This window comes from Stenotrophomonas geniculata (assembly GCF_034508895.1).
Lineage (GTDB): Bacteria > Pseudomonadota > Gammaproteobacteria > Xanthomonadales > Xanthomonadaceae > Stenotrophomonas > Stenotrophomonas geniculata.
This window is the reverse complement of the sequence record NZ_CP140571.1, coordinates 3,038,121-3,058,612: the sequence shown is the minus strand read 5'-3', so window position 1 is coordinate 3,058,612 and position 20,492 is coordinate 3,038,121. Positions and strand designations below refer to the sequence as shown.

The following is a 20,492-nucleotide window of genomic DNA, read 5'->3' as shown; positions in this document are numbered from 1 at the left end:
CCAGAGCGGCCTCACCCCGGCAGGTACAGGTCCACGTAGTCGGTCACCGGCATCGCCGCCAGCGTCACCGGGTCCAGTGAAGCGGCCCAGATGCGCTGCTGCTGGGCGGTCGGGAAGCGATGGGCCAGGTGCCGGCGGAACTTGTCCATCAGCAGCGGAATGCCTTCCTCGCGGCGCCGGGCGTGGCCGAGCGGGTATTCCACCAGTACCTCGGGCAGCTCGCTGCCGTCGGTAAAGCGCACGCTCAGGCCGTTGGCGATGCTGCGCTTGTCCGGATCCAGATAATCCGCGCTGAGCTGCGGATCCTCATGGCAGGCCATCTTCGCCCGCAGGGCATCGATGCGCGGATCGGCGGCAACGTCGTCCTCGTAATCCTCGGCCACCAGCCGCCCGTGCAGCAGCGCGATGGCGACCATGTACTGCACGCAGTGGTCGCGGTCGGCCGGGTTATGCAGCGGGCCCTGCTTGTCGATGATGCGGATGCAGGCTTCCTGGGTGCGGATGGCGATATGCGCGATGTCCTCGACCCGCCGCCCCATCGCGCGCAGTTGCTGATGCAGCGTGACCGCCGCCTCCACTGCGGTCTGGCCGTGGAACTCGGCCGGGTAGCTGATCTTGAACAGCACGTTCTCCATCACATAGCTGCCCAGCGGTCGCCCCAGCGTCAGTGCCTGACCGTGCATGGATACGGCCTCGAAACCCCATGTCGGTGCACTCAATACGCTGGGATAGCCCATCTCGCCACTGGCTGCCATCAGCGCCAGACGCACGCCACGACTGGTCGCATCGCCAGCAGCCCAGCTCTTGCGCGAGCCGGCATTGGGCGCGTGCCGGTAGGTTCGCAGCGCCTGGCCATCTATCCAGGCCAGCGACACTGCATTGAGCATGCGTTCGCGATCCAGCCCGAGCAGCTGCGCCACCACCGCGGTGGTGGCCACCTTGACCAGCACCACATGGTCCAGCCCGACGCGGTTGAAGGAATTCTGCAGCGCCAGCACGCCCTGGATCTCGTGCGCCTTGATCATCGCAAGCAGCACGTCGTGCACGGTCGGCGGCGGACGACGCAGGGCCTGCGCGTTGCGCCCCAGCCAGTCAAGGACGGCAAGGATGCCGCCCAGGTTGTCCGATGGATGGCCCCATTCGGCGGCCAGCCAGGTGTCGTTGAAATCGAGCCAGCGCACCATTGCGCCGATGTTGAAGGCGGCCTGCACCGGGTCCAGCACGTAGTGCGTGCCCGGTACGCGCGCGCCGTCGACCACGCTGATGCCCGGCACCAGTGGACCGAGCAGTTTGCTGCAGGCCGGGAAGGACAGCGCTTCCAGGCCGCAGCCCAGCGTATCAAGCAGGCAGTGATGCGCGGTCTGGAACGCCAGCGGTGAGTCGATGCGGGCATCGCGCACGTAATCGACAATGTCCACCAGCAGTGCATCCCACGCTGCACGCTCGTTGGATGGGGTGTGGTTGTCGGACATCGTCGATCTCCTCGTTGCGGTGCACGGTTGCCCGTGCACCATGCCAACCAAGGTTGGCATCTACCAGAGCACTATTCGGCTGGCACCCGCACCTTGCCTTCCATCAGCACACGGGCGCTGCGGCTCATGATGGCCTTGGTCACTGTCCACTGGCCGTCAACGAGACCAGCCTGCGCACCCACGCGCAACGTGCCCGAGGGATGGCCGAAGGTCACCGCCTCACGTTCGCCGCCACCGGCGGCGCGATTGACCAGGGTGCCCGGAATCGCCGCCGCGGTACCGATCGCCACGGCGGCAGTGCCCATCATCGCGTGGTGCAGCTTGCCCATCGACAACGCACGCGCGTGCAGGTCGATGGCCGAGGCCGGGATGGCCTTGCCGCTGGACGACACATAGTCCTGCGCCGGTGCCACGAAGGCCACCTTCGGCGTGTGCTGGCGCGTGGCCGCATCTTCCAGGTTCTTGATCAGCCCCATGCGCAAGGCGCCGTAGGCGCGGATCTTCTCGAAGCGCTCCAGCGCCCCCTTGTCCTCGTTGATCGCAGGCTGCAGTTCGGTGCCGGTGTAGCCCAGGTCGGCCGCATTGAGGAAGATGGTCGGGATGCCGGCAGTGATCATGGTCACCTCGAAGCTGCCCACGCCGGGCACCTCCAGGGTATCGACGAGATTGCCGGTCGGGAACATCGCGCCCGCATCGCCGTCATCGGACGGATCGATGAATTCGAGCTGGATCTCGGCGGCCGGGAAGGTCACGCCATCCAGTTCGAAATCGCCGATTTCCTGCACTTCGCCATCGCGCATCGGCACGTGGGCGATGATGGTCTTGCCGATGTTGGCCTGCCAGATGCGCACGGTGCACAGGCCATCGCGCGGCACGCGGGCGGGATCGACCAGGCCATTGGCAATCGCGAACGGGCCGACCGCGGTGCTGAGGTTGCCACAATTGCCGCTCCAGTCGACGAAGGCGGTGTCGATCGAGACCTGGCCGTACAGATAGTCCACGTCGTGGTCTGGCACCGAGGCGGTGGAGATGATCACGCACTTGCTGGTGCTGGAGGTGGCGCCGCCCATGCCATCGGTCTGCTTGCCATAAGGATCGGGCGAGCCGATCACGCGCATCAGCAGTGCATCGCGTGCGGCGCCCGGCGCCTGCGCGGCCTCGGGCAGGTCCTGCAGGCGGAAGAACACGCCCTTGCTGGTGCCGCCGCGCATGTAGGTGGCGGGAATACGGAGTTGCGGGAGGAAGGTCATCGTCGGATCCACGCGTTTGGATTTCAGGAAATGTCTTGCATCAGTGCGTCAAGACCACGATCAACGCACCACACACGCATGATGTCCACGCGGTCCGGTAGATCGAGGTAATAGACGAGGTACCGTTCGAAGCTCGGAACCAGCATGAACCGCAACGGCACCGGCAGCTGTGCTGCGAGGTCGGCGTGCCGGGTGGAACCCGAGCCTGGAAATACCGCGATGCGTTGAAGCGTGGCCTCCAACTCGGCGAGAAAGCGCCGACCCAGTATCAGCCCACCCTGCCGTGCGAACCACAGCGCGGCATCGGCTGCGTCGGCTTCGGCCCTGGGTCGCCATTCAATCGCCTTCACGCTCCATCCTTTCGGTCAGTTCACGACGCATGCGCTCGAATGTGTCGGCCGTCACCGGGACGCCAGGCCCAGAAGCCAGCCCCTCGGCAATCAGCTGCTTGAGCAGTTCTTCGGCCTTGCTGCGCTGGCGCTGGCGGATCAGGTCACGCACGTAGTCCGACGTACTGGAATAGCCGCCTTCACGCACTTCCTCGTCCACGAACTGCTTGAGCGGGTCGGTCAGCGAAATGTTCATGGTGGCCATGAGACTCTCCATTGGCAGTTTTTGCCAAGTCAGTGTGCGCCCTGCCCAGGTGTCGGACAAGCCCGCCCCCGGACTCCGGGGGCAGGCATTCAGGCCGGTATCACGCCACCTTGGCGCCTTCCAGGAAATCCTGGGCAAAGCGCTGCAGCACGCCACCCGCCTCGTAGATCGCCACTTCCTCGTCGCTGTCCAGGCGGCAGGTGACCGGCACGATCAGGTCCTGGCCGTCGCGGCGGTGGATGACCAGGGTCAGGTCGGCGCGCGGGGTGCGCTCGCCCACCACGTCGAAGGTCTCGGTGCCATCGATGCCCAGGGTCAGGCGGGTGGTGCCCGGCTTGAACTCCAGCGGCAGCACGCCCATGCCGATCAGGTTGGTACGGTGGATGCGTTCGAAGCCCTCGGCCACGATCGCTTCCACGCCGGCCAGGCGCACGCCCTTGGCGGCCCAGTCGCGCGAGCTGCCCTGGCCGTAGTCGGCACCGGCAATGATGATGAGCGGCTGCTTGCGCTCCATGTAGGTCTCGATCGCTTCCCACATGCGCATCACCTTGCCTTCCGGCTCCACGCGCGCCAGCGAACCCTGCTTCACGCTGCCATCGTCGTTGCGCACCATCTCGTTGAACAGCTTCGGATTGGCGAAGGTGGCGCGCTGCGCAGTCAGGTGATCACCGCGATGCGTGGCATAGGAATTGAAGTCCTCTTCCGGCAGGCCCATCTTCGCCAGGTACTCGCCGGCGGCGCTGGAGGCCAGGATCGCGTTGGACGGCGACAGGTGGTCAGTGGTGATGTTGTCCGGCAGCACCGCCAGCGCGCGCATGCCGGCCAGCGTGCGCTCACCGGCCAGTGCGCCCTCCCAGTACGGCGGACGGCGGATGTAGGTGCTCTGCGGGCGCCAGTCGTACAGCGGGCTGACCGCGGCACCGTTCTCCACGCGCACGTTGAACATCGGGTTGTAGACCTTGCGGAACTGCTCGGGCTTCACCGAGGCCTTCACCACCGCGTCGATCTCGGCATCGCTCGGCCAGATGTCCTTCAGGCGCACCTCGTTGCCATCGGCGTCCACGCCCAGCACGTCCTTCTCGATATCAAAGCGGACGGTGCCGGCGATGGCATAGGCGATCACCAGCGGCGGCGACGCCAGGAAAGCCTGCTTCGCATACGGGTGGATGCGGCCATCGAAGTTGCGGTTGCCCGACAGCACGGCCGTGGCGTACAGGTCCCGGTCGATGATCTCCTGCTGGATGGCCGGATCGAGCGCGCCGCTCATGCCGTTGCAGGTGGTGCAGGCGAAGGCGACGATGCCGAAGCCCAGCTTTTCCAGGTCCGGCAGCAGGCCGGCCTCTTCCAGGTACAGCTGCACCGCCTTCGAGCCGGGCGCCAACGAGGACTTCACCCACGGCTTGCGCAGCAGGCCACGTTCATTGGCCTTGCGCGCCAGCAGTGCGGCGGCGATCACGTTGCGCGGGTTGGAGGTGTTGGTGCAGCTGGTGATGGCGGCGATGATCACCGCGCCATCCGGCATCAGGCCCTGCGCCTGCTCGGCCTTGCCCGCTGCCAGCTTGGCCTCGTCGGCGATGCCGCGCTCGGCCAGCTCGGAAGTGGCGACGCGCTTGTGCGGGTTGGACGGGCCCGCCAAGTTGCGCACCACGCTGGACAGGTCGAAGCGCAGCACGCGCTCGTACTGCGCGGTGGCCAGGTCGTCGGCCCACAGGCCTGTGGTGCGTGCATAGTTTTCCACCAGCGCCACCTGCGATTCCTCGCGACCGGTCAGGCGCAGGTAATCGGTGGTCTGTGCGTCGATGTAGAACATCGCGGCGGTGGCACCGTATTCGGGGCACATGTTGGAGATGGTGGCGCGGTCACCGATGGTCAGTGCCGCAGCACCCTCGCCGAAGAATTCAAGCCAGGCTCCGACCACGCGCTCCTTGCGCAGGAACTCGGTCAGGGCCAGCACCACGTCGGTGGCGGTGATGCCCGGCTGCGGGCGGCCACTCAGTTCGACACCGACGGTGTCGGGCAGGCGCATCCACGACGCGCGGCCCAGCATCACGTTCTCTGCTTCCAGGCCGCCAACACCAATTGCGATCACGCCCAGTGCATCCACGTGCGGGGTGTGACTGTCGGTGCCCACGCAGGTATCCGGGAAGGCCACGCCGTCCTGCACGTAGACCACCGGCGACATCTTCTCCAGGTTGATCTGGTGCATGATGCCGTTGCCCGGCGGAATCACGTCCACGTTCTCGAAGGCCAGTTTGGTCCAGTCGATGAAGTGGAAACGGTCTTCATTGCGACGATCTTCGATCGCGCGGTTCTTCTCGAACGCCTGCGGATCGAAACCGCCACACTCCACCGCCAGCGAGTGATCGACGATCAGCTGCACCGGCACCACCGGATTGACCTTGGCCGGGTCGCCGCCCTTGTCGGCGATCGCATCGCGCAACCCGGCCAGATCGACCAGTGCGGTCTGGCCGAGGATGTCGTGGCACACCACGCGCGCCGGGAACCACGGGAAATCGAGGTCGCGACGGCGCTCGATCAGCTGCTTCAGCGAATCGCTGAGCGTGGCCGGATCGCAGCGGCGCACCAGGTTCTCGGCCAGCACGCGCGAGGTGTACGGCAGGGTGGCGTAGGCGCCGGGCTGGATCGCATCGACAGCGGCACGCGCGTCGAAATAGTCCAGCGCGCTGCCGGGGAGGTTCTTGCGGTAATCGGTATTCATGGGCTGGCGGAGTGCTTGAGGCGGGCCGGGTGCCGGCGGTGCGGCGGCGAAAGCATCCGGCCGGCACGCGGCCGGCCGGATGGGTACAGCAGGTGGATCAGACGCGCTTGTCGATGGCGACGAAGTCGCGGTCTTCCGGACCGATGTAGTTGGCGCTCGGGCGGATGATCTTGCCGTCGATGCGCTGCTCGACGATGTGCGCGCTCCAGCCGGCGGTGCGGGCGATCACGAACAGCGGGGTGAACATCGCAGTCGGCACGCCCATCATGTGGTAGCTGACGGCGCTGAACCAGTCCAGGTTCGGGAACATCTTCTTGATGTCCCACATCACCGATTCCAGGCGCTCGGCGATGTCGTACATCTTCATGCTGGACTGTTCTTCGGACAGCTCGCGGGCCACGTCCTTGATCACCTTGTTGCGCGGATCGGAGACGGTGTAGACCGGGTGGCCGAAACCGATCACCACTTCCTTGCGCTCGACGCGGGCCTTGATGTCTTCCTCGGCCTCATCGGGGGTGTCGTAGCGCTTCTGCACTTCGAACGCCACTTCGTTGGCGCCACCGTGCTTCGGACCGCGCAGGGCACCAATGCCACCACAGATCGCGCTGTACATGTCACTGCCGGTACCGGCGATGACACGGCAGGTGAAGGTCGAGGCGTTGAACTCGTGTTCCGCATACAGGATCAGCGAGGTATGCATCGCCTTCACCCACGACTCCTGCGGCTTCTCGCCGTGCAGCAGGTGCAGGAAGTGGCCACCGATCGAGTCGTCATCGGTTTCCACATCGATGGCGCGGCCGTTATGGCTCCAGTGGTACCAGTACAGCAGCATCGAACCGAGGCAGGCCATCAGCTTGTCGGCGATGTCGCGCGCGCCGGGGTGATTGTGATCGTCCTTCTCCGGCGCCACGCAGCCAAGCACGGACACGCCGGTGCGCATCACGTCCATCGGGTGCGCCGACGGCGGCAGCTCTTCCAGCGCGGCCTTCACCGCGGCCGGAATGCCACGCAGCGACTTCAGCTTGGCCTTGTAGGAAACCAGCTCGGCGCGGGTCGGCAGCTTGCCGTGCACCAGCAGGTAGGCGATTTCCTCGAACTCGCTGGTGTTGGCCAGGTCCAGGATGTCGTAGCCACGGTAGTGCAGGTCGTTGCCACTGCGGCCCACGCTGCACAGCGCGGTGTTGCCGGCAGCGGTGCCGGACAGGGCGACGGACTTCTTCGGCTTGAAGGTCGGGGTTGCGGTCGTATCGTTCATGTTTCCCTCCGAAAACTTGATGGTGCAGGGTACTGCTTATTTCTTGGCGGCGAACAGTGCATCGAGCTGCTGCTCGAACGCGTGGTAGCCGATGCGGTCGTAGAGTTCTTCGCGGGTCTGCATGGTCTCCACCACGTTGCGCTGGTGGCCATCGCGGCGCACCGCCTGGTAGACGTTCTCGGCGGCCTTGTTGGCGGCGCGGAAGGCAGACAGCGGGAACAGCTGGATGGCCACGCCGGCCGAAGCCAGTTCATCGCGGCTGAACAGCGGGGTGGCGCCGAACTCGGTGATGTTGGCCAGCACCGGCACCTTCACCGCGTCGACGAAGCGGCGGTAGGTGTCCAGGTCGTAGGCGGCCTCGGCGAAGATGCCGTCGGCACCGGCCTCGACGCAGGCGATGGCGCGCTCGATGGCCTTGTCCACGCCGTCCACCTGGATGGCGTCGGTGCGCGCGATCAGGAAGAAGTCCGGATCGGTCTTGGCATCGGCGGCCGCCTTCACGCGGTCGACCATTTCACCCTGCGACACGATCTCCTTGCCCGGACGGTGACCGCAGCGCTTGGCGCCAACCTGGTCCTCGATGTGGCAGGCGGCCGCACCGGCCTTGATCAGCGACTTCACGGTGCGCGCGATGTTGAACGCACTCGGGCCGAAGCCGGTATCGATGTCGACCATCAGCGGCAGGTCGCAGACATCGGTGATGCGGCGCACGTCCACCAGCACGTCTTCCAGGGTGTTGATGCCCAAGTCCGGCAGGCCCAGCGAGCCGGCGGCAACACCGCCACCAGACAGGTAGATGGCGCGGAAGCCGGCGCGCTTGGCCAGCAGGGCGTGGTTGGCGTTGATCGCGCCGATCACCTGCAGCGGCGATTCGGCAGCCCGCGCCTCACGGAAGCGGGCACCGGCAGAGAAAGGAGTGGAAGCGGTCATGCGGCAATCCAGGTTGGAGAACGTGTGTGTAGGCGCAAACACCATGCCAACCTGCAAGCGCTTGATTTCACGGGGATGACTGACCCGCATCAGTGAAACATATGAAACACTGAAACAGATGTATCATGAAACATTGGACCCCACACGCCGCCATGTATCTGCCACGCTCGCCCCTGCGCCACACAGATGCCGATCCCGGCCGTCCGGTGATCTGGACCGTCAGCGTCTCGCGGCTGACCGGCCTGCTCGGCGACGTCATTCCGGAGTTCGACCGCCGCGCGCGCATCGAGCAGATCAATCTCGGCTTCGAGGAAGCCGTCGAGGTGATCGGCCAGCGCCTGCGCCGTGAGCATTGCGACGTGGTGATCGCCGGTGGCTCCAATGCCGCCTGGCTGCGCAGCCGGCTGGAGCTGCCGCTGGTGCCGATCCAGGCCAACGGCTTCGATCTTATGGAGGCGCTGGCGCGTGCACGCCGCATCGCCAGCCGCATCGGCCTGGTCACCCACGCCAGCGACGTACCGGTGTTCAGCAACTTCCAGCAGAGTTTCGGCCTGGATATCGAGCATCGCCGTTTCGTCACCCGCGAGGATGCGCGCGACTGCATCGCTGACCTGCGCGCCAATGGCATCGAAGTGATCGTCGGCACCGGCATGGCCATCGATCACGCCGAACAGGCCGGCCTGCCCGGCGTGCTGCTGTACTCGGCCGACTCGGTGCGGCAGGCGTTCGAACATGCGCTGGAACTGACCCAGACGCTGGCCCGCTCCAGTGGCAACCGATCCACCCCACGCCGGCGCCCGGCAGTACGTGCCGACGCGCATGAACTGCTCGGCGACAGCGATGCGATGGCACAGGTACGCGCACAGATTGCGCTCTATGCACCGCACGACAGCACCGTGCTGGTCAGTGGCGAAACCGGCACCGGCAAGGAACTGGTGGCACGCCAGCTGCACGCCGCCAGCGGCCGGCGGGGTCGCTTCGTCGCGCTGAACTGCGGTGCGATCAGCGAATCGCTGCTGGAGGCAGAACTGTTCGGCTACAGCGATGGTGCCTTCACCGGCGCACGTCGCGGCGGACGCGTCGGCCTGGTTGAAGCCGCAGACGGGGGCACCTTGTTCCTGGATGAGATCGGCGAGCTGCCGCTGCCGTTGCAGACCCGCCTGCTGCGTGTACTTGAAGAACGTGAGGTACTGCGTGTCGGCGCAACCGAACCGACCCCGGTCGACCTGCGCGTGGTGGCCGCCACCCTACAATCGCTGGAGCAGCGCGCGGCAGCGGGCAGCTTCCGCCGCGATCTGTATTACCGACTGGCCGCACTACGCATTGCCCTGCCCTCGCTGCGTGCCCGGCGCGGTGACATCCCGTTGCTGGCGCAGCACTTCTTCCGCCAGCTGCGTGGCATCGACGCGCCACTGGATGAGGATGCACTGGCGGTGCTGACCACGGCCGAGTGGCCCGGCAACGTGCGCGAACTACGCAATCTGGTGGATCGCCTGCGCATCCACTGGCAGCCGGCTGAAGGGCCTATTGATGCTTCGCGACTGCTGCAGCTTGCGCCCGAGCTGGCAAGCGAAGGCGCGACGGCACTGCCGCTGGAAAGTAACGGCAAACGCCCGCCGCGTGCGCAGCTGGAAGCATTGCTGCAGGAACATCGCAATGACCGCGAGGGCATGGCACAGGCGCTGGGCGTATCACGCACCACGCTGTGGCGGTGGCTGCGCGCGGAGGGGTTGTAGAGCCGAGCCCATGCTCGGCCGCTTCTGCAGGGACAACAGCCGAGCATGGGCTCGGCTCTACCGCAGCCCCGGCACCGCCCCGACTTACGGATACAGCAGGCGCTTGCTCCAGCGCCCTTCGGCACCGGCTTCATAGCACCAGCGTTCGTGCAGGCGGAACTGCGCGCCGTACCAGAACTCGATGCGGTCGGGCACCACGCGCAGGCCGCTCCAACCCTCCGGGCGCGGCACGTCCTTGCCTTCGAAGCGGGCTTCGATCCCGGCAACGCGCGCGTCGAACTCTTCACGCGTTGCCAGCGTCTTCGACTGCTGCGAGGCCCAGGCGCCGATCTGGCTCATCCGCGGACGGCTGGCGAAATAGGCATCGGCTTCGGCGTCGGCCACCTGCTCCACGCGCCCCTCGATGCGCACCTGGATGCCGGCCTCGCGCAGGCTGCGCCACAGGAACAACAGCGCCGCCTGCGGGTTGGCATGGAGTTCCTGGCCCTTGTGGCTGTCCAGATGGGTGTAGAAGACAAAGCCACGCTCATCGAACGCCTTCAGCAGCACGGTGCGTGCCGAGGGACGGCCCTGCGTATCGGCGGTGGCCACGGTCATCGCATTCGGCTCGACCTCGCGGCTCTGCTTGGCCTCTTCGAACAGGCCGGCAAACGTGGACAGGGCTTCGGCGTACAGGTCGCTCATGATTGCGTTCTTCTCACACGGATTGGGCTATTGTGGCTGCATGGCCGCTGCTGCGTATATGCCCCAGGTGAAAGGATTCCCCGAAACATTGGCCGAACAGGTACTGGACGATGCACTGGGCAGCGGCGCAGCAGTTCCAGTATTGGCGATCAGCGGCCTGCAGGGGAGCGGCAAATCGACGCTGGCCGCGCAGGTGGTGGCCCGCGCCCAGGCACGCGGCCTGAGCGCAGCCACGCTGTCGATCGATGATGTCTACCTGACCCGCGCACAGCGCCAACGGCTGGCCCGCCAGGTGCACCCACTGCTGATCACCCGCGGCCCGCCTGGCACCCATGACCTGCCGCTGGCCCACGCGGTACTGGATGCAGTGGCCGCACGCCAGCCCTTCGCGATGCCGCGCTTCGACAAGCTGGCCGATGAACGCCTGCCCGAAGCGCAATGGCCGCAGCTGCAACAACCGCTGGACCTGCTGGTGTTCGAAGGCTGGTTCCTGGGCACGCCTGCGCAGGATGACGACGCGCTGTACAGCCCGTTGAACGCGCTGGAACGGGAGGCCGACGCCGATGGCCGCTGGCGGCGCTGGTGCAACCAGGCGCTGGCCCGCGACTATCCTGCGCTGTGGCAGCGCTGCGACCGCCTGTGGTTCCTGCAGCCACCGGATTTCTCGGTGGTACCACGCTGGCGCTGGCAGCAGGAGCAGAACCTGCAGGCCGCGCAGCCGGGCCGGCACGGCATGAGCCGGCCACAGCTGGAGCGCTTCGTGCAGTATTACGAGCGGGTCAGCCGCCAGGCGCTGCGTGCCCTGCCCGCCCTGGCCGACCACGTGGTGGTGCTGGACGGCCAGCGACAGGTGCAGGACGTGCGCTGAGCGCGCCTATTCCACCAGGAAGGTCACCCGCAAGTTGACCCGCCATTCGGTGATCTCGCCACTGCCATTGGTGACCACCTTGGTCTCGTTCACCCAGGCGCCCTGGATGCCCTTGACCGTCTCGGAGACCTTTTTCAGCCCGCTGCGCACGGCGTCCTCCACGCTTTTCGGCGAGGAGGCGGTGATTTCGATGACCTTGGCGACCGTCATGGCCTGTACTCCGGCTGGCGCGGGAGATCCCGCAGGAACGCCTACCCTGACGTGAAGAACGTAAAGGCCAGGGCACGGAGGTGTTAGCATCAGAGATGCATGAATCCTGCTCCGAACCTGATCCTGATCGGCCCGATGGGCGCCGGCAAAACCTGCATCGGCCGCCGCCTGGCCGAGCGCTTCACGCTGGACTTCGTCGACGTCGACCAGGCCATCGTCGATGCCGCCGGCGCCAGCATCCCGACCATCTTCGAGCACTCCGGCGAAGCCGGCTTCCGCAACCATGAACGCGAGGCGCTTGCGCGCGTGCTGGAAGGCCGCGGCCAGCTGGTCTCCACCGGTGGCGGCGCGGTGCTGGATCCTGGCAATCGTGCACTGATCGCCCAGCGCGGCTTCGTGGTCTACCTGAGGGTCAGCGTGGCCGCGCAGCTGGAACGCCTGGCCCGCGACAAGGGCCGGCCGCTGCTGCAGCGCCCGGACCGCGAGCAGGTGCTGCACGATCTGGCCGCACACCGCGACCCGCTGTACCGCGAACTGGCCGACCTCACCCTCGATACCGACCCGTATACCGCTGCCGACGCGACCGCCCACCTGGTGGTCAAGCTGGCCACGCAATGGCAGCGCCAGGACCTGACCGCATGACTTCCCCCGCCCTGCTGCAGGTCGCCGTTGGCGGCGACCGCCCTTACACCATCACCATCGGCGCCGGTGCCCAGGCCGACGGCGCTGCGCTGGCCTCGCATGTTCGCGGCCGCCACGTGCTGCTGCTCAGTGACAGCGAAGTGGCCCCACGCTATCTGGACGCCGTGAAGCAGACGCTGTTGGCCGCACGCCCCGACCTGATCGTCGGCGAGCACGTGCTGGCCGCAGGCGAAGCCTCCAAGACCCTGGCCGAGTTCGGCCGTGCGATCGAAGCACTGGCCGCGCTTGGCGCCACCCGCGACGCCTGCGTGTTCGCCCTCGGCGGTGGCGTGGTCGGTGATCTCGCCGGTTTTGCAGCCGCCTGCTGGATGCGCGGCGTGGACTGCGTGCAGCTGCCGACCACCCTGTTGGCGATGGTCGATTCGTCGGTGGGCGGCAAGACCGCGGTCGACATTCCGGCCGGCAAGAACCTGGTCGGCGCCTTCCATCCGCCGCGCGCGGTCATTGCCGATACCCGCGTGCTGGCTACGCTGCCGCCGCGCGAACTGCGTGCCGGCCTGGCCGAAGTGGTGAAGTACGGCGCGCTGGGCGATGCCGTGTTCTTCGAATGGCTGCAGCAGCATGCCGATGCGCTGATCGCCGGTGAAGACAACGTGCTTTCCGAAGCCATCGCGCGCAGCTGCCGGCACAAGGCCGCCATCGTCGAGCGCGATCCGTTTGAGAAGGGCGAGCGTGCCCTGCTCAACCTGGGCCACACCTTCGGCCATGCCATCGAGACCGAACAGGGCTACTCGGCCCCGGGCCGCGATGCGCTGAACCACGGCGAGGCCGTGGCGGTGGGCATGGTGCTGGCGGCGAAGCTGTCCACCCACCTGGGCCTGGCCGAGGATGCCGACCGCGCGCGCCTGCAATCGCTTCTGGAACGCCTTGGCCTGCCGGTGGCGATTCCGGCCGGGCTGGACCCACAGGCCCTGCTGGGCCGCATGCGGCTGGACAAGAAGAACGTGGCCGGCCGCCTGCGCCTGGTGCTGTGGCGCGGCATGGGCCGTGCCGAGGTGGTGCCGGACGTGGATGAGGCGGCGGTGCTGAAGGTGCTGGGCGCGGGCTGACCTTTCCGCGTTCGCCGGGCATGGCCCGGCGCTGACGGATTGTGCTGCGGCATGAAGCGCAGCCGAGCGTGGGCTCGGCTCTACAGGTCCGTGCCGCCCCGGGGCGATACAATCGGCGCCATGCACGTCTACCTGCAACATCCCGACGCCGGTGCGCAGGCACCGCGCTTCCTGCGCCTGAGCCTGCAGCCGGATCTGTTCGGCGGCTGGGAACTGCTGCGCGAAAGCGGCCGCGTCGGTGCCCGCTCGCAGCTGCGGCGCGAGCTGTTCCTGCAGGCCGACGAAGCCCGCCATGCTTTCGAGAAGGCCCGCGATGCCGAACTGCATCGCGGCTTCCAGATCCTTTCGCACGGCGACTGACGCCGCTGCCAACTTTCGTCCAAGGAATGCCCATCGTGACCAGCCCTCTCCGCAATGATCGCCTGCTGCGCGCCCTGCGCCGCGAACCGGTGGACTGCACCCCCGTCTGGCTGATGCGCCAGGCCGGCCGCTACCTGCCGGAGTACCGCGCGACCCGGGCCAAGGCCGGCAGCTTCCTGGCCATGGCCAAGAATCCGGAGATCGCCTGCGAGGTCACCCTGCAGCCGCTGCGCCGCTTCCCCTTGGACGCGGCCATCCTGTTCTCGGACATCCTCACCATTCCCGACGCGATGGGCCTGGAGCTGTACTTCGTCGAAGGCGAAGGCCCGAAGTTCCGCCACCCGGTGCGTGATGAAGCGGCCATCGCCAGGCTGGCCGTGCCGGACATGGAACAGGACCTGAGCTATGTGATGGACGCGGTGCGCCTGATCCGCCGCGAACTGGATGGCCAGGTGCCGTTGATCGGCTTCTCCGGCAGCCCGTGGACGCTGGCCTGCTACATGGTGGAAGGCGGTGGCAGCAAGGACTTTGCGCGCATCAAGGCGATGGCGCTGAACCACCCCCAGGCCCTGCACCGCCTGCTGGAGGTCACCACTGAAGCGGTGATCGCCTACCTCGGCGCGCAGCGTGCGGCTGGTGCGCAGGCGCTGCAGGTGTTCGACACCTGGGGTGGCGTGCTGTCGCCGTCGATGTACCGCGAGTTCTCGCTGCGTTACCTGCAGCGCATTGCCGAGGGCCTGGAGCGTGGCGAAGGCAGCGAGCGCACGCCGCTGATCCTGTTCGGCAAGGGCACCGGCCTGCATCTGGAAGCGCTGTCGCAGACCGGCGCCGATGCGCTGGGCCTGGACTGGACGCTGGACCTGGACGAGGCCATGCGCCGCACCGGTGGCCGCGTTGCCCTGCAGGGCAACCTCGACCCGACCACGCTGTACGCCTCGCCGGATGCGATCGCCGCCGCTGCCGCACGCGTGCTCGACACCTATGCCGCGGGCAACGATGGTTCGCGCGAGGGCCATGTGTTCAATCTTGGCCACGGCATGTCGCCGGACATGGACCCGGCGCACGTGCAGGTACTGGTCGACGCGGTGCACGCGCACAGCCAGCGCTGAACCTTGCGCATGCGGTTGCGGCGCGATGTTGATCGCGCCGTGACCCGCAGTGCGCGATCATGGTCTCCCCAACGCTGCACCGGCCGCGCCCCATGTCCACATCGCCATCGACCTACAACCGCCAGCGCCCCCTGCTGTGGTTGGTTTCGTTGGCGATCTTCATGCAGATGCTGGACTCGACCATCGTCAACACGGCGTTGCCGGCGATGGCCGCCAGCCTGGGCGAAAGCCCGCTGCAGATGCAATCGGTGGTGTTCAGCTATGCGCTGGCGGTGGCTACCTTCATTCCCGCCTCCGGCTGGATCGCTGACCGCTACGGCACCCGCCGCACCTTCCTGGTGGCGATCATCCTGTTCACCCTCGGCTCGCTGGCCTGCGCGCTGGCCCAGCACCTGCACCAGCTGGTCGGTGCGCGCGTGCTGCAGGGCATCGGCGGTGCGATGCTGCTGCCGGTCGGTCGCCTGGCGGTGATGCGTTCGGTGCCGCGCGAGGATTTCCTGCGTGCGATGAGCTTCATCGCCATCCCCGCGCTGGTCGGCCCGTTGATCGGTCCCACGCTGGGTGGCTGGCTGGTCGAGATCGCCTCGTGGCACTGGGTGTTCCTGATCAACCTGCCGATCGGCGTGATCGGTTTCATCGCCGCGATGAAGATCATGCCCGACCACTACGCCAGCCATCGCACCCGCTTCGACCTGCGTGGCTACATCATGCTGGCCTTCGCGATGGTGGTGCTGTCACTGGCGCTGGACGGCATCTCTGGACTCGGCACGCCACATGCGCTGGTGATGCTGATGACCGTGGCCGGCCTGGCTGCGCTGGTGGGCTACTGGCTGCACGCCGCCAACTCCACCGCTCCCTTGTTCTCGCTGGCCCTGTTCCGCGTGCCCAGCTATCGCATCGGTATCCTCGGCAACCTGTTCTCGCGCATCGGCAGCAGCGCCATGCCGATGCTGATCCCGCTGCTGCTGCAGGTCGGCCTGGGCCTGGGCCCGATGAACGCCGGCCTGATGATGGTGCCGGTGGCAGCGGCCGGCATGGTGTCGAAGAAGCTGGCGGTAAAGCTGGTCGAGCGCTACGGCTACCGCCGCGTGCTGATGGTCAACACCGTGCTGGTCGGCCTGGCGATGGCCAGCTTCATCCTGATGACACCGGGCCAACACCTGGCGTGGCGCCTGCTGCAGCTGGCGTTCTTCGGTGCGGTCAATTCGCTGCAGTTCACCGTGATGAACACCGTGACCCTGCGCGACCTGGACCGCGAATTCGCCAGTTCCGGCAACAGCCTGCTGTCGATGGTGATGATGCTCGCCGCTGGTTTCGGTGCCGCCGCTGCGGGCAGCCTGCTGGCCGCGTTCGGCAACCACCTGGACAGCAACAGCGCGACCGCGGCGCTGCATGCGACGTTCCTGTGCGTGGGCGCGATCACGCTGACTTCGACGATGATCTTCTGGCAGCTGCCCGATACCAAGCCGGAGCCACGGCAGGTCGAGCACGTCGCGGAGTGAGGGTGGTTCGGCAGGGCCTGCGGCCCTGCACCTGCAGAGGCTTCAAGCCAAGGCAACAGCAACAGCAAAAGCAGGCATTCCGTGGGATGGCGGGGCGGTGTGGGCTTGCAGGACACGCCGTAAACCCGTCCATGGGGGCTCGATGGCGCCATCCATGGCGCCAACGGTCCTGCAAGCCCACACCGCCCCACCTCTGACAGATTTTCGCGATCGGGTAGATCCACGCCATGCGTGGATGAACGTCCATTGAAATCGAACATTTCGATATCTGTGAGATTTGAGCCGAGCATGGCTCGGCTCCACACAGGGCGCCGGCAGCTCGCGAGAATCTGTCAAAGGCGGGGTGGGTCCGGTTGCGGGGGCGTGAGCCGCATGGATGCGGCGACCGAGCTTACATGGACGTACTTGCAGCGTCCCCCGTAACCGGACCCACCCCGCCATCCCACGGAATACCTGCTTTTGACGTTGACGTTGATCCGCCAGGTGCAGGGCCGCAGACCCTGCCGAACCCCCTACCGCCCCATGACCCTGGCGATCGCTTCCACCAGCAGCTCACCGGTCACCGGCTTGCGCAGGAAACCGCCGATGCCGGCCGCTTCCACCTGCTGCTGCAGGTCCGGATCGGTCCGCGCGGTCACGGCAAGCAGCGGCAGCATGTAGCCCTGGTTGCGCAGGTGCTGGGCCAGCTCGAAGCCGCTCAGGCCCGGCAGGTCAAGATCCAGCAGGCCGACGTCGAAATCACCGGCGCTGATCTCGCGCAGTGCCGCCAGCGCATGCCCCGCATGCACGACCTCGTGCCCGCGCGCACTCAGCAACCCGCGCACCACGTCGGCCACGGTCGCATCGTCCTCCACCAGCAGTACCCGCAATGGCGGCATGTTCGCCGCGTCCTCGCGGTGCGTTTCACCATCTGCTTCGGCATTGGCATCGACCACCATCGGCAACGGCAACGTCACGCCGAAGCAGGTGCCGCGACCGAGTTGGCTCTCCACCTGGATGCGCCCCTGCATCGCATGCGCCAGTTCGCGGCAGATCGCCAGGCCCAGGCCACTGCCACCGTACTGGGCTGCGGTACGTGCACCATCGGCCTGCTCGAAGCGGCGGAACAGGCGTTGCTGCTGCTCCTGGCTGATGCCGGGGCCGGTGTCGCGCACCTCGAAATGCAGCGATCGCAGCTCGGCGTCGCCGCGCGCGTGCAGGGTGATGGTGCCGCGGCTGGTGAACTTGACCGCATTCGAGAGCAGATTCAGCAGAATCTGACGGACCCGCATTGCATCGCCGGTGGCCTGCAGGCCGGGGGGCAGCTGGTTGTCGAGGGTGAAACGCAGGCCCTTCTGCGCCGCCAACGGCCCCATCAGCGCGGCCAGGTCCTGCAGCAGGCTGCACAGTGCGAACGGCTTGTGCTGCAATTCCAGACGACCTGATTCGATCCGCGCAAGGTCCAGCGCATCGTTGACCAGGTGCAGCAGGTGCTCGCCGGCATGGCGGATCGATTGCGTATAGCCGCGCTGCTGCGGATCCAGAGGCGAGGACAGCAGCAGCTCGCTCATGCCCAGCACACCGGTCATCGGCGTGCGGATCTCATGGCCAAGGTTGGCCAGGAAGCGGGTCTTGGCGGCCGATGCCTGTTCGGCCAGCTCCTGCTTGTGCAGCGCCAGCTGATAGGCGTGGCGGCGCTGCAGGCGACGACGGTACAGCCAAGCGAACCAGCTGGTCAGCAGCAGCGCGAACGAGGCCAGCACCAGCAGGCCGGACAAGCTGCGCCACCACGGTGGCTGCACGCGGAATTCCAGGCTCTGCACCCGTGACCAGACATGGTCGGCCGACCGCGCCTGCACTTCCAGCCGATAGCTGCCCGGTGCCAGCCGCGAGAACAGGCGCTCACCGGCCGGTCCCACTTCCACCCAGTCCGGGTCGTAGCCGGCCAACCGGTAACGATAGGTATTGGACACCGAATCGGCGAATGACAGCAGGCGCGCGACGATGCGCAGATCGCGGTCGCCATCGGCGATCTGCAACGGCGTGTCGTGGGTGAGGTCCAGCACCTGCTCGTTGCGGCGCACCTCCACCCGCTCGATCACCAGCGGCGCACGCCGCATCGAGGGCCGCACCTGCTCCGGGTCGAACACCACCACACCGGCCGGCGTACCCGCCACCAGATGGCCGTCTCCCGACATCACCAGCGTGTGCTCACGGAATTCCTGGCTCGGCAGGCCGTCGTGCACGCCATACAGGCGCACGCTCTGGCCATCGGCACCGATGCGCACCAGGCCACGCGCACTGGTTGCCCACGCTACCCCCTGGGCATCGACCACCAGTCCCGAGGCGGAGATCGCCGGGTAGCCCTGCTCGGCACCAATCACGGCCTGCCGCTCCAGCCGGCCCTGGCTCCAGCGGTAGCGCGACAGGCGGCCATCCTCGGACAGCCAGACCTGGCCATCGCTTCCCACGTGCAGAGCATGGATCGCGGTCGCCGGTGCACCCGGCACCGGCTGGAAACGCTCGCTTTCCGGCAGCCACTGCAGCAGGCCACGGCTGCTGGCCAGCCAGATATGGTCCTGAGGCCCGCATTCCACGTCGAGATTGAGCTGGCCCTGCTGCAATCCGCGCTGGCCATTGTCCAGCTGGCGCCGCAGGCGCCCATCCAGATCGCGCTGCTGAAGACCCGCCGACAGCATCAGCCAGAGACTGTCACCATCACAGGTCATCATCGATTCGATGACCCCTTCCATGGTCGCGTCGGCGCCGGCATCCCGGCCCCAGCGGCGCAGATCACGCCGCTTCGGGTCATAGCGCAGCAGTGCGTCGTTGGAACCGATCCAGACCTGGCCGCGGCGATCCTCGCGCACCGAGGTCAGCCAGTGCATGCCGTTGACCCAGGTGCGATGCTGTTCGATGCTGCCGGTCTTCGGATCGAAGCGGTCCAGCGCGCCGTGGCTGCCGACCGTCCAGATGCCGCCGTTGCTGGACGGGCTGGTACCCAGCACGAAAGCGTTGCGCAGCGAGCGGGGGTCGTCCTCCAGCCGCGACAGCACCGAGAACTGCCACCAACGCGGCAGCAGGTGCCAGAGGCCGGCGTTGGTGCTGGCCAGCCAGATACCACCCTCGCGATCCTCGTAGGCGCCGGTCCAGTTCGGGCGCACCGGACCACGCGCCACGGCGCTGTACAGGGGCACGGCCTGGTACTGCCCATCGACCGCCCGGCCAAGGCCGGTGCGGGTGTCCAGCCAGTGCCCGCCCTGCTCGTCGCGCAGCATCATGCCCAGCACCTGTTCGCCTTCGGGCAGCTTCCAGGACGGCGCCTCGAAACGACCGTCGGGGCGACGCACGACGGCACCGGCCATCGTGCTGATCCAGAGGCTGCCATCGGGCTCGGCCGTCAGGCCATTGATCAGCTGGCTGGGAACGATGCCGGCACCGACCCGTTCAAAGTCCGTGCCGGTCCAGCGCGCGACGCCATGCTTGGTGCCGATCCACAGGCTGCCATCGGCCAGGGGTGCCAGGTACGGCACCGATGCGGCCGGCAGGCTGCGTGGGTTGTTCGCTTCGGGCAGGAAGCGCTGCAGCCGGTCCTGGTTGTCCAGGCGGTACAGACCACCTTCGTGGGTGCCGAACCAGACCGAACCATCCGGCGTGGTGGCCAGGCTCCAGACCGTGTTGGTGCCCATCAACGGCTGGCTGCTGCGGTCGTAGAAATGCAGCTGGCGGCGATCGGCCGACATCCGTACAAGACCGGCGTTCTCGGTGCCGATCCAGAGCTGGTTGCGGGCATCGACCAGCACCGTCCAGATGCGGTTGTCGCGCAGGCCGTCTTCCGAACGCCAGATCCGGTAGTTGCGCCCATCGTAGCGGGCCAGGCCGTCGTTGGTGGCGATCCACAGGTAACCGTAACGGTCCTCGGCCATGCGGTTCACGGTATTGGACGGCAAGCCGTCGAACACCGTCACCTGGCGCGGGCTCGGTGGCACCGGCTGCGCCGCAGCGGGCGACAGGCAGCACAGGAGGACCAGCAGCAGCATCGCCGCCCGCAGATACACCACCGATTGCCTCCT

At 67.0% G+C, this 20,492-nt stretch carries 17 protein-coding genes; 7 read left to right on the top strand and 10 right to left on the bottom strand.

The features are described from left to right. Window positions 1-11: 11 nt before the first annotated feature. From RI032_RS13995 to prpB, 7 genes are all read right to left on the bottom strand, one after another. Window positions 12-1,472, bottom strand: a complete 1,461-nt coding sequence (locus RI032_RS13995; RefSeq protein WP_164193481.1) for a bifunctional 2-methylcitrate dehydratase/aconitate hydratase — start codon at window positions 1,470-1,472, stop codon at window positions 12-14. Between the two features lie 71 nt (window positions 1,473-1,543). Next, complete coding sequence (prpF, locus tag RI032_RS13990; RefSeq protein ID WP_049410401.1) at window positions 1,544-2,722, bottom strand: 2-methylaconitate cis-trans isomerase PrpF; 1,179 nt, start codon at window positions 2,720-2,722, stop codon at window positions 1,544-1,546. Window positions 2,723-2,745: 23 nt separating this feature from the next. Continuing rightward, the gene (locus RI032_RS13985; protein ID WP_126560726.1) at window positions 2,746-3,072 is read right to left on the bottom strand and encodes a type II toxin-antitoxin system RelE/ParE family toxin; all 327 of its coding nucleotides are present in this window, start codon (window positions 3,070-3,072) and stop codon (window positions 2,746-2,748) included. Then, window positions 3,059-3,316, bottom strand: a complete 258-nt coding sequence (locus RI032_RS13980) for a type II toxin-antitoxin system ParD family antitoxin (RefSeq protein WP_019338677.1) — start codon at window positions 3,314-3,316, stop codon at window positions 3,059-3,061. Before RI032_RS13980 ends, RI032_RS13985 begins: the two co-directional genes overlap by 14 nt. A 100-nt stretch (window positions 3,317-3,416) precedes the next feature. Continuing rightward, entirely contained in the window at window positions 3,417-6,035 is a 2,619-nt protein-coding gene (gene acnD, locus RI032_RS13975) for a Fe/S-dependent 2-methylisocitrate dehydratase AcnD (protein WP_322547168.1), read from the bottom strand. Between the two features lie 97 nt (window positions 6,036-6,132). After that, window positions 6,133-7,290 (bottom strand): bifunctional 2-methylcitrate synthase/citrate synthase, encoded by a 1,158-nt coding sequence (gene prpC / locus RI032_RS13970; protein WP_010482770.1) that lies wholly within the window; start codon window positions 7,288-7,290, stop codon window positions 6,133-6,135. Between the two features lie 36 nt (window positions 7,291-7,326). After that, the gene (gene prpB / locus RI032_RS13965) at window positions 7,327-8,220 is read right to left on the bottom strand and encodes a methylisocitrate lyase (RefSeq protein WP_062607986.1); all 894 of its coding nucleotides are present in this window, start codon (window positions 8,218-8,220) and stop codon (window positions 7,327-7,329) included. 152 nt (window positions 8,221-8,372) lie between these two features. On the opposite strand from prpB, the gene prpR reads away from it, so the two are divergent. Beyond that, window positions 8,373-9,956, top strand: a complete 1,584-nt coding sequence (gene prpR / locus RI032_RS13960; RefSeq protein WP_071306231.1) for a propionate catabolism operon regulatory protein PrpR — start codon at window positions 8,373-8,375, stop codon at window positions 9,954-9,956. A gap of 84 nt (window positions 9,957-10,040) precedes the next feature. Here the strand turns inward: prpR and pdxH are convergent, their stop codons facing one another. Further along, window positions 10,041-10,640, bottom strand: coding sequence for a pyridoxamine 5'-phosphate oxidase (gene pdxH, locus RI032_RS13955; RefSeq protein ID WP_010482766.1), 600 nt, complete (start codon window positions 10,638-10,640; stop codon window positions 10,041-10,043). Between the two features lie 40 nt (window positions 10,641-10,680). Between pdxH and RI032_RS13950 the strand changes: the two genes are divergently transcribed. Continuing rightward, window positions 10,681-11,508: a kinase gene (locus tag RI032_RS13950; protein WP_322547167.1), complete on the top strand. Its 828-nt coding sequence runs from the start codon at window positions 10,681-10,683 to the stop codon at window positions 11,506-11,508. 6 nt (window positions 11,509-11,514) lie between these two features. Here RI032_RS13950 and RI032_RS13945 read toward each other — a convergent pair whose 3' ends face one another. After that, window positions 11,515-11,718 (bottom strand): dodecin family protein, encoded by a 204-nt coding sequence (locus tag RI032_RS13945; RefSeq protein WP_005410663.1) that lies wholly within the window; start codon window positions 11,716-11,718, stop codon window positions 11,515-11,517. Window positions 11,719-11,817: 99 nt separating this feature from the next. Here RI032_RS13945 and RI032_RS13940 point away from each other — a divergent pair, with 99 nt between their 5' ends. The 5 genes from RI032_RS13940 to mdtD all read left to right on the top strand — a co-directional run bounded on the left by RI032_RS13940 (window position 11,818) and on the right by mdtD (window position 16,440). Beyond that, a complete protein-coding gene (locus RI032_RS13940; protein WP_057502749.1) occupies window positions 11,818-12,360 on the top strand; it encodes a shikimate kinase in 543 nt (180 codons plus the stop codon). Then, window positions 12,357-13,469, top strand: a complete 1,113-nt coding sequence (gene aroB / locus RI032_RS13935) for a 3-dehydroquinate synthase (RefSeq protein WP_197579300.1) — start codon at window positions 12,357-12,359, stop codon at window positions 13,467-13,469. The genes RI032_RS13940 and aroB overlap by 4 nt, the downstream gene beginning before the upstream one ends. Before the next feature lie 120 nt (window positions 13,470-13,589). Then, complete coding sequence (locus RI032_RS13930) at window positions 13,590-13,829, top strand: WGR domain-containing protein (protein WP_019336384.1); 240 nt, start codon at window positions 13,590-13,592, stop codon at window positions 13,827-13,829. A gap of 26 nt (window positions 13,830-13,855) precedes the next feature. Then, complete coding sequence (gene hemE, locus RI032_RS13925; RefSeq protein WP_322547166.1) at window positions 13,856-14,938, top strand: uroporphyrinogen decarboxylase; 1,083 nt, start codon at window positions 13,856-13,858, stop codon at window positions 14,936-14,938. A 92-nt stretch (window positions 14,939-15,030) separates the two neighbouring features. Further along, complete coding sequence (gene mdtD, locus RI032_RS13920) at window positions 15,031-16,440, top strand: multidrug transporter subunit MdtD (protein ID WP_010482759.1); 1,410 nt, start codon at window positions 15,031-15,033, stop codon at window positions 16,438-16,440. A 512-nt stretch (window positions 16,441-16,952) separates the two neighbouring features. On the opposite strand, the gene RI032_RS13915 is transcribed toward mdtD, so the two are convergent. Continuing rightward, window positions 16,953-20,480, bottom strand: a complete 3,528-nt coding sequence (locus tag RI032_RS13915) for a hybrid sensor histidine kinase/response regulator (protein ID WP_322547165.1) — start codon at window positions 20,478-20,480, stop codon at window positions 16,953-16,955. Between the last annotated feature and the right edge of the window lie 12 nt (window positions 20,481-20,492).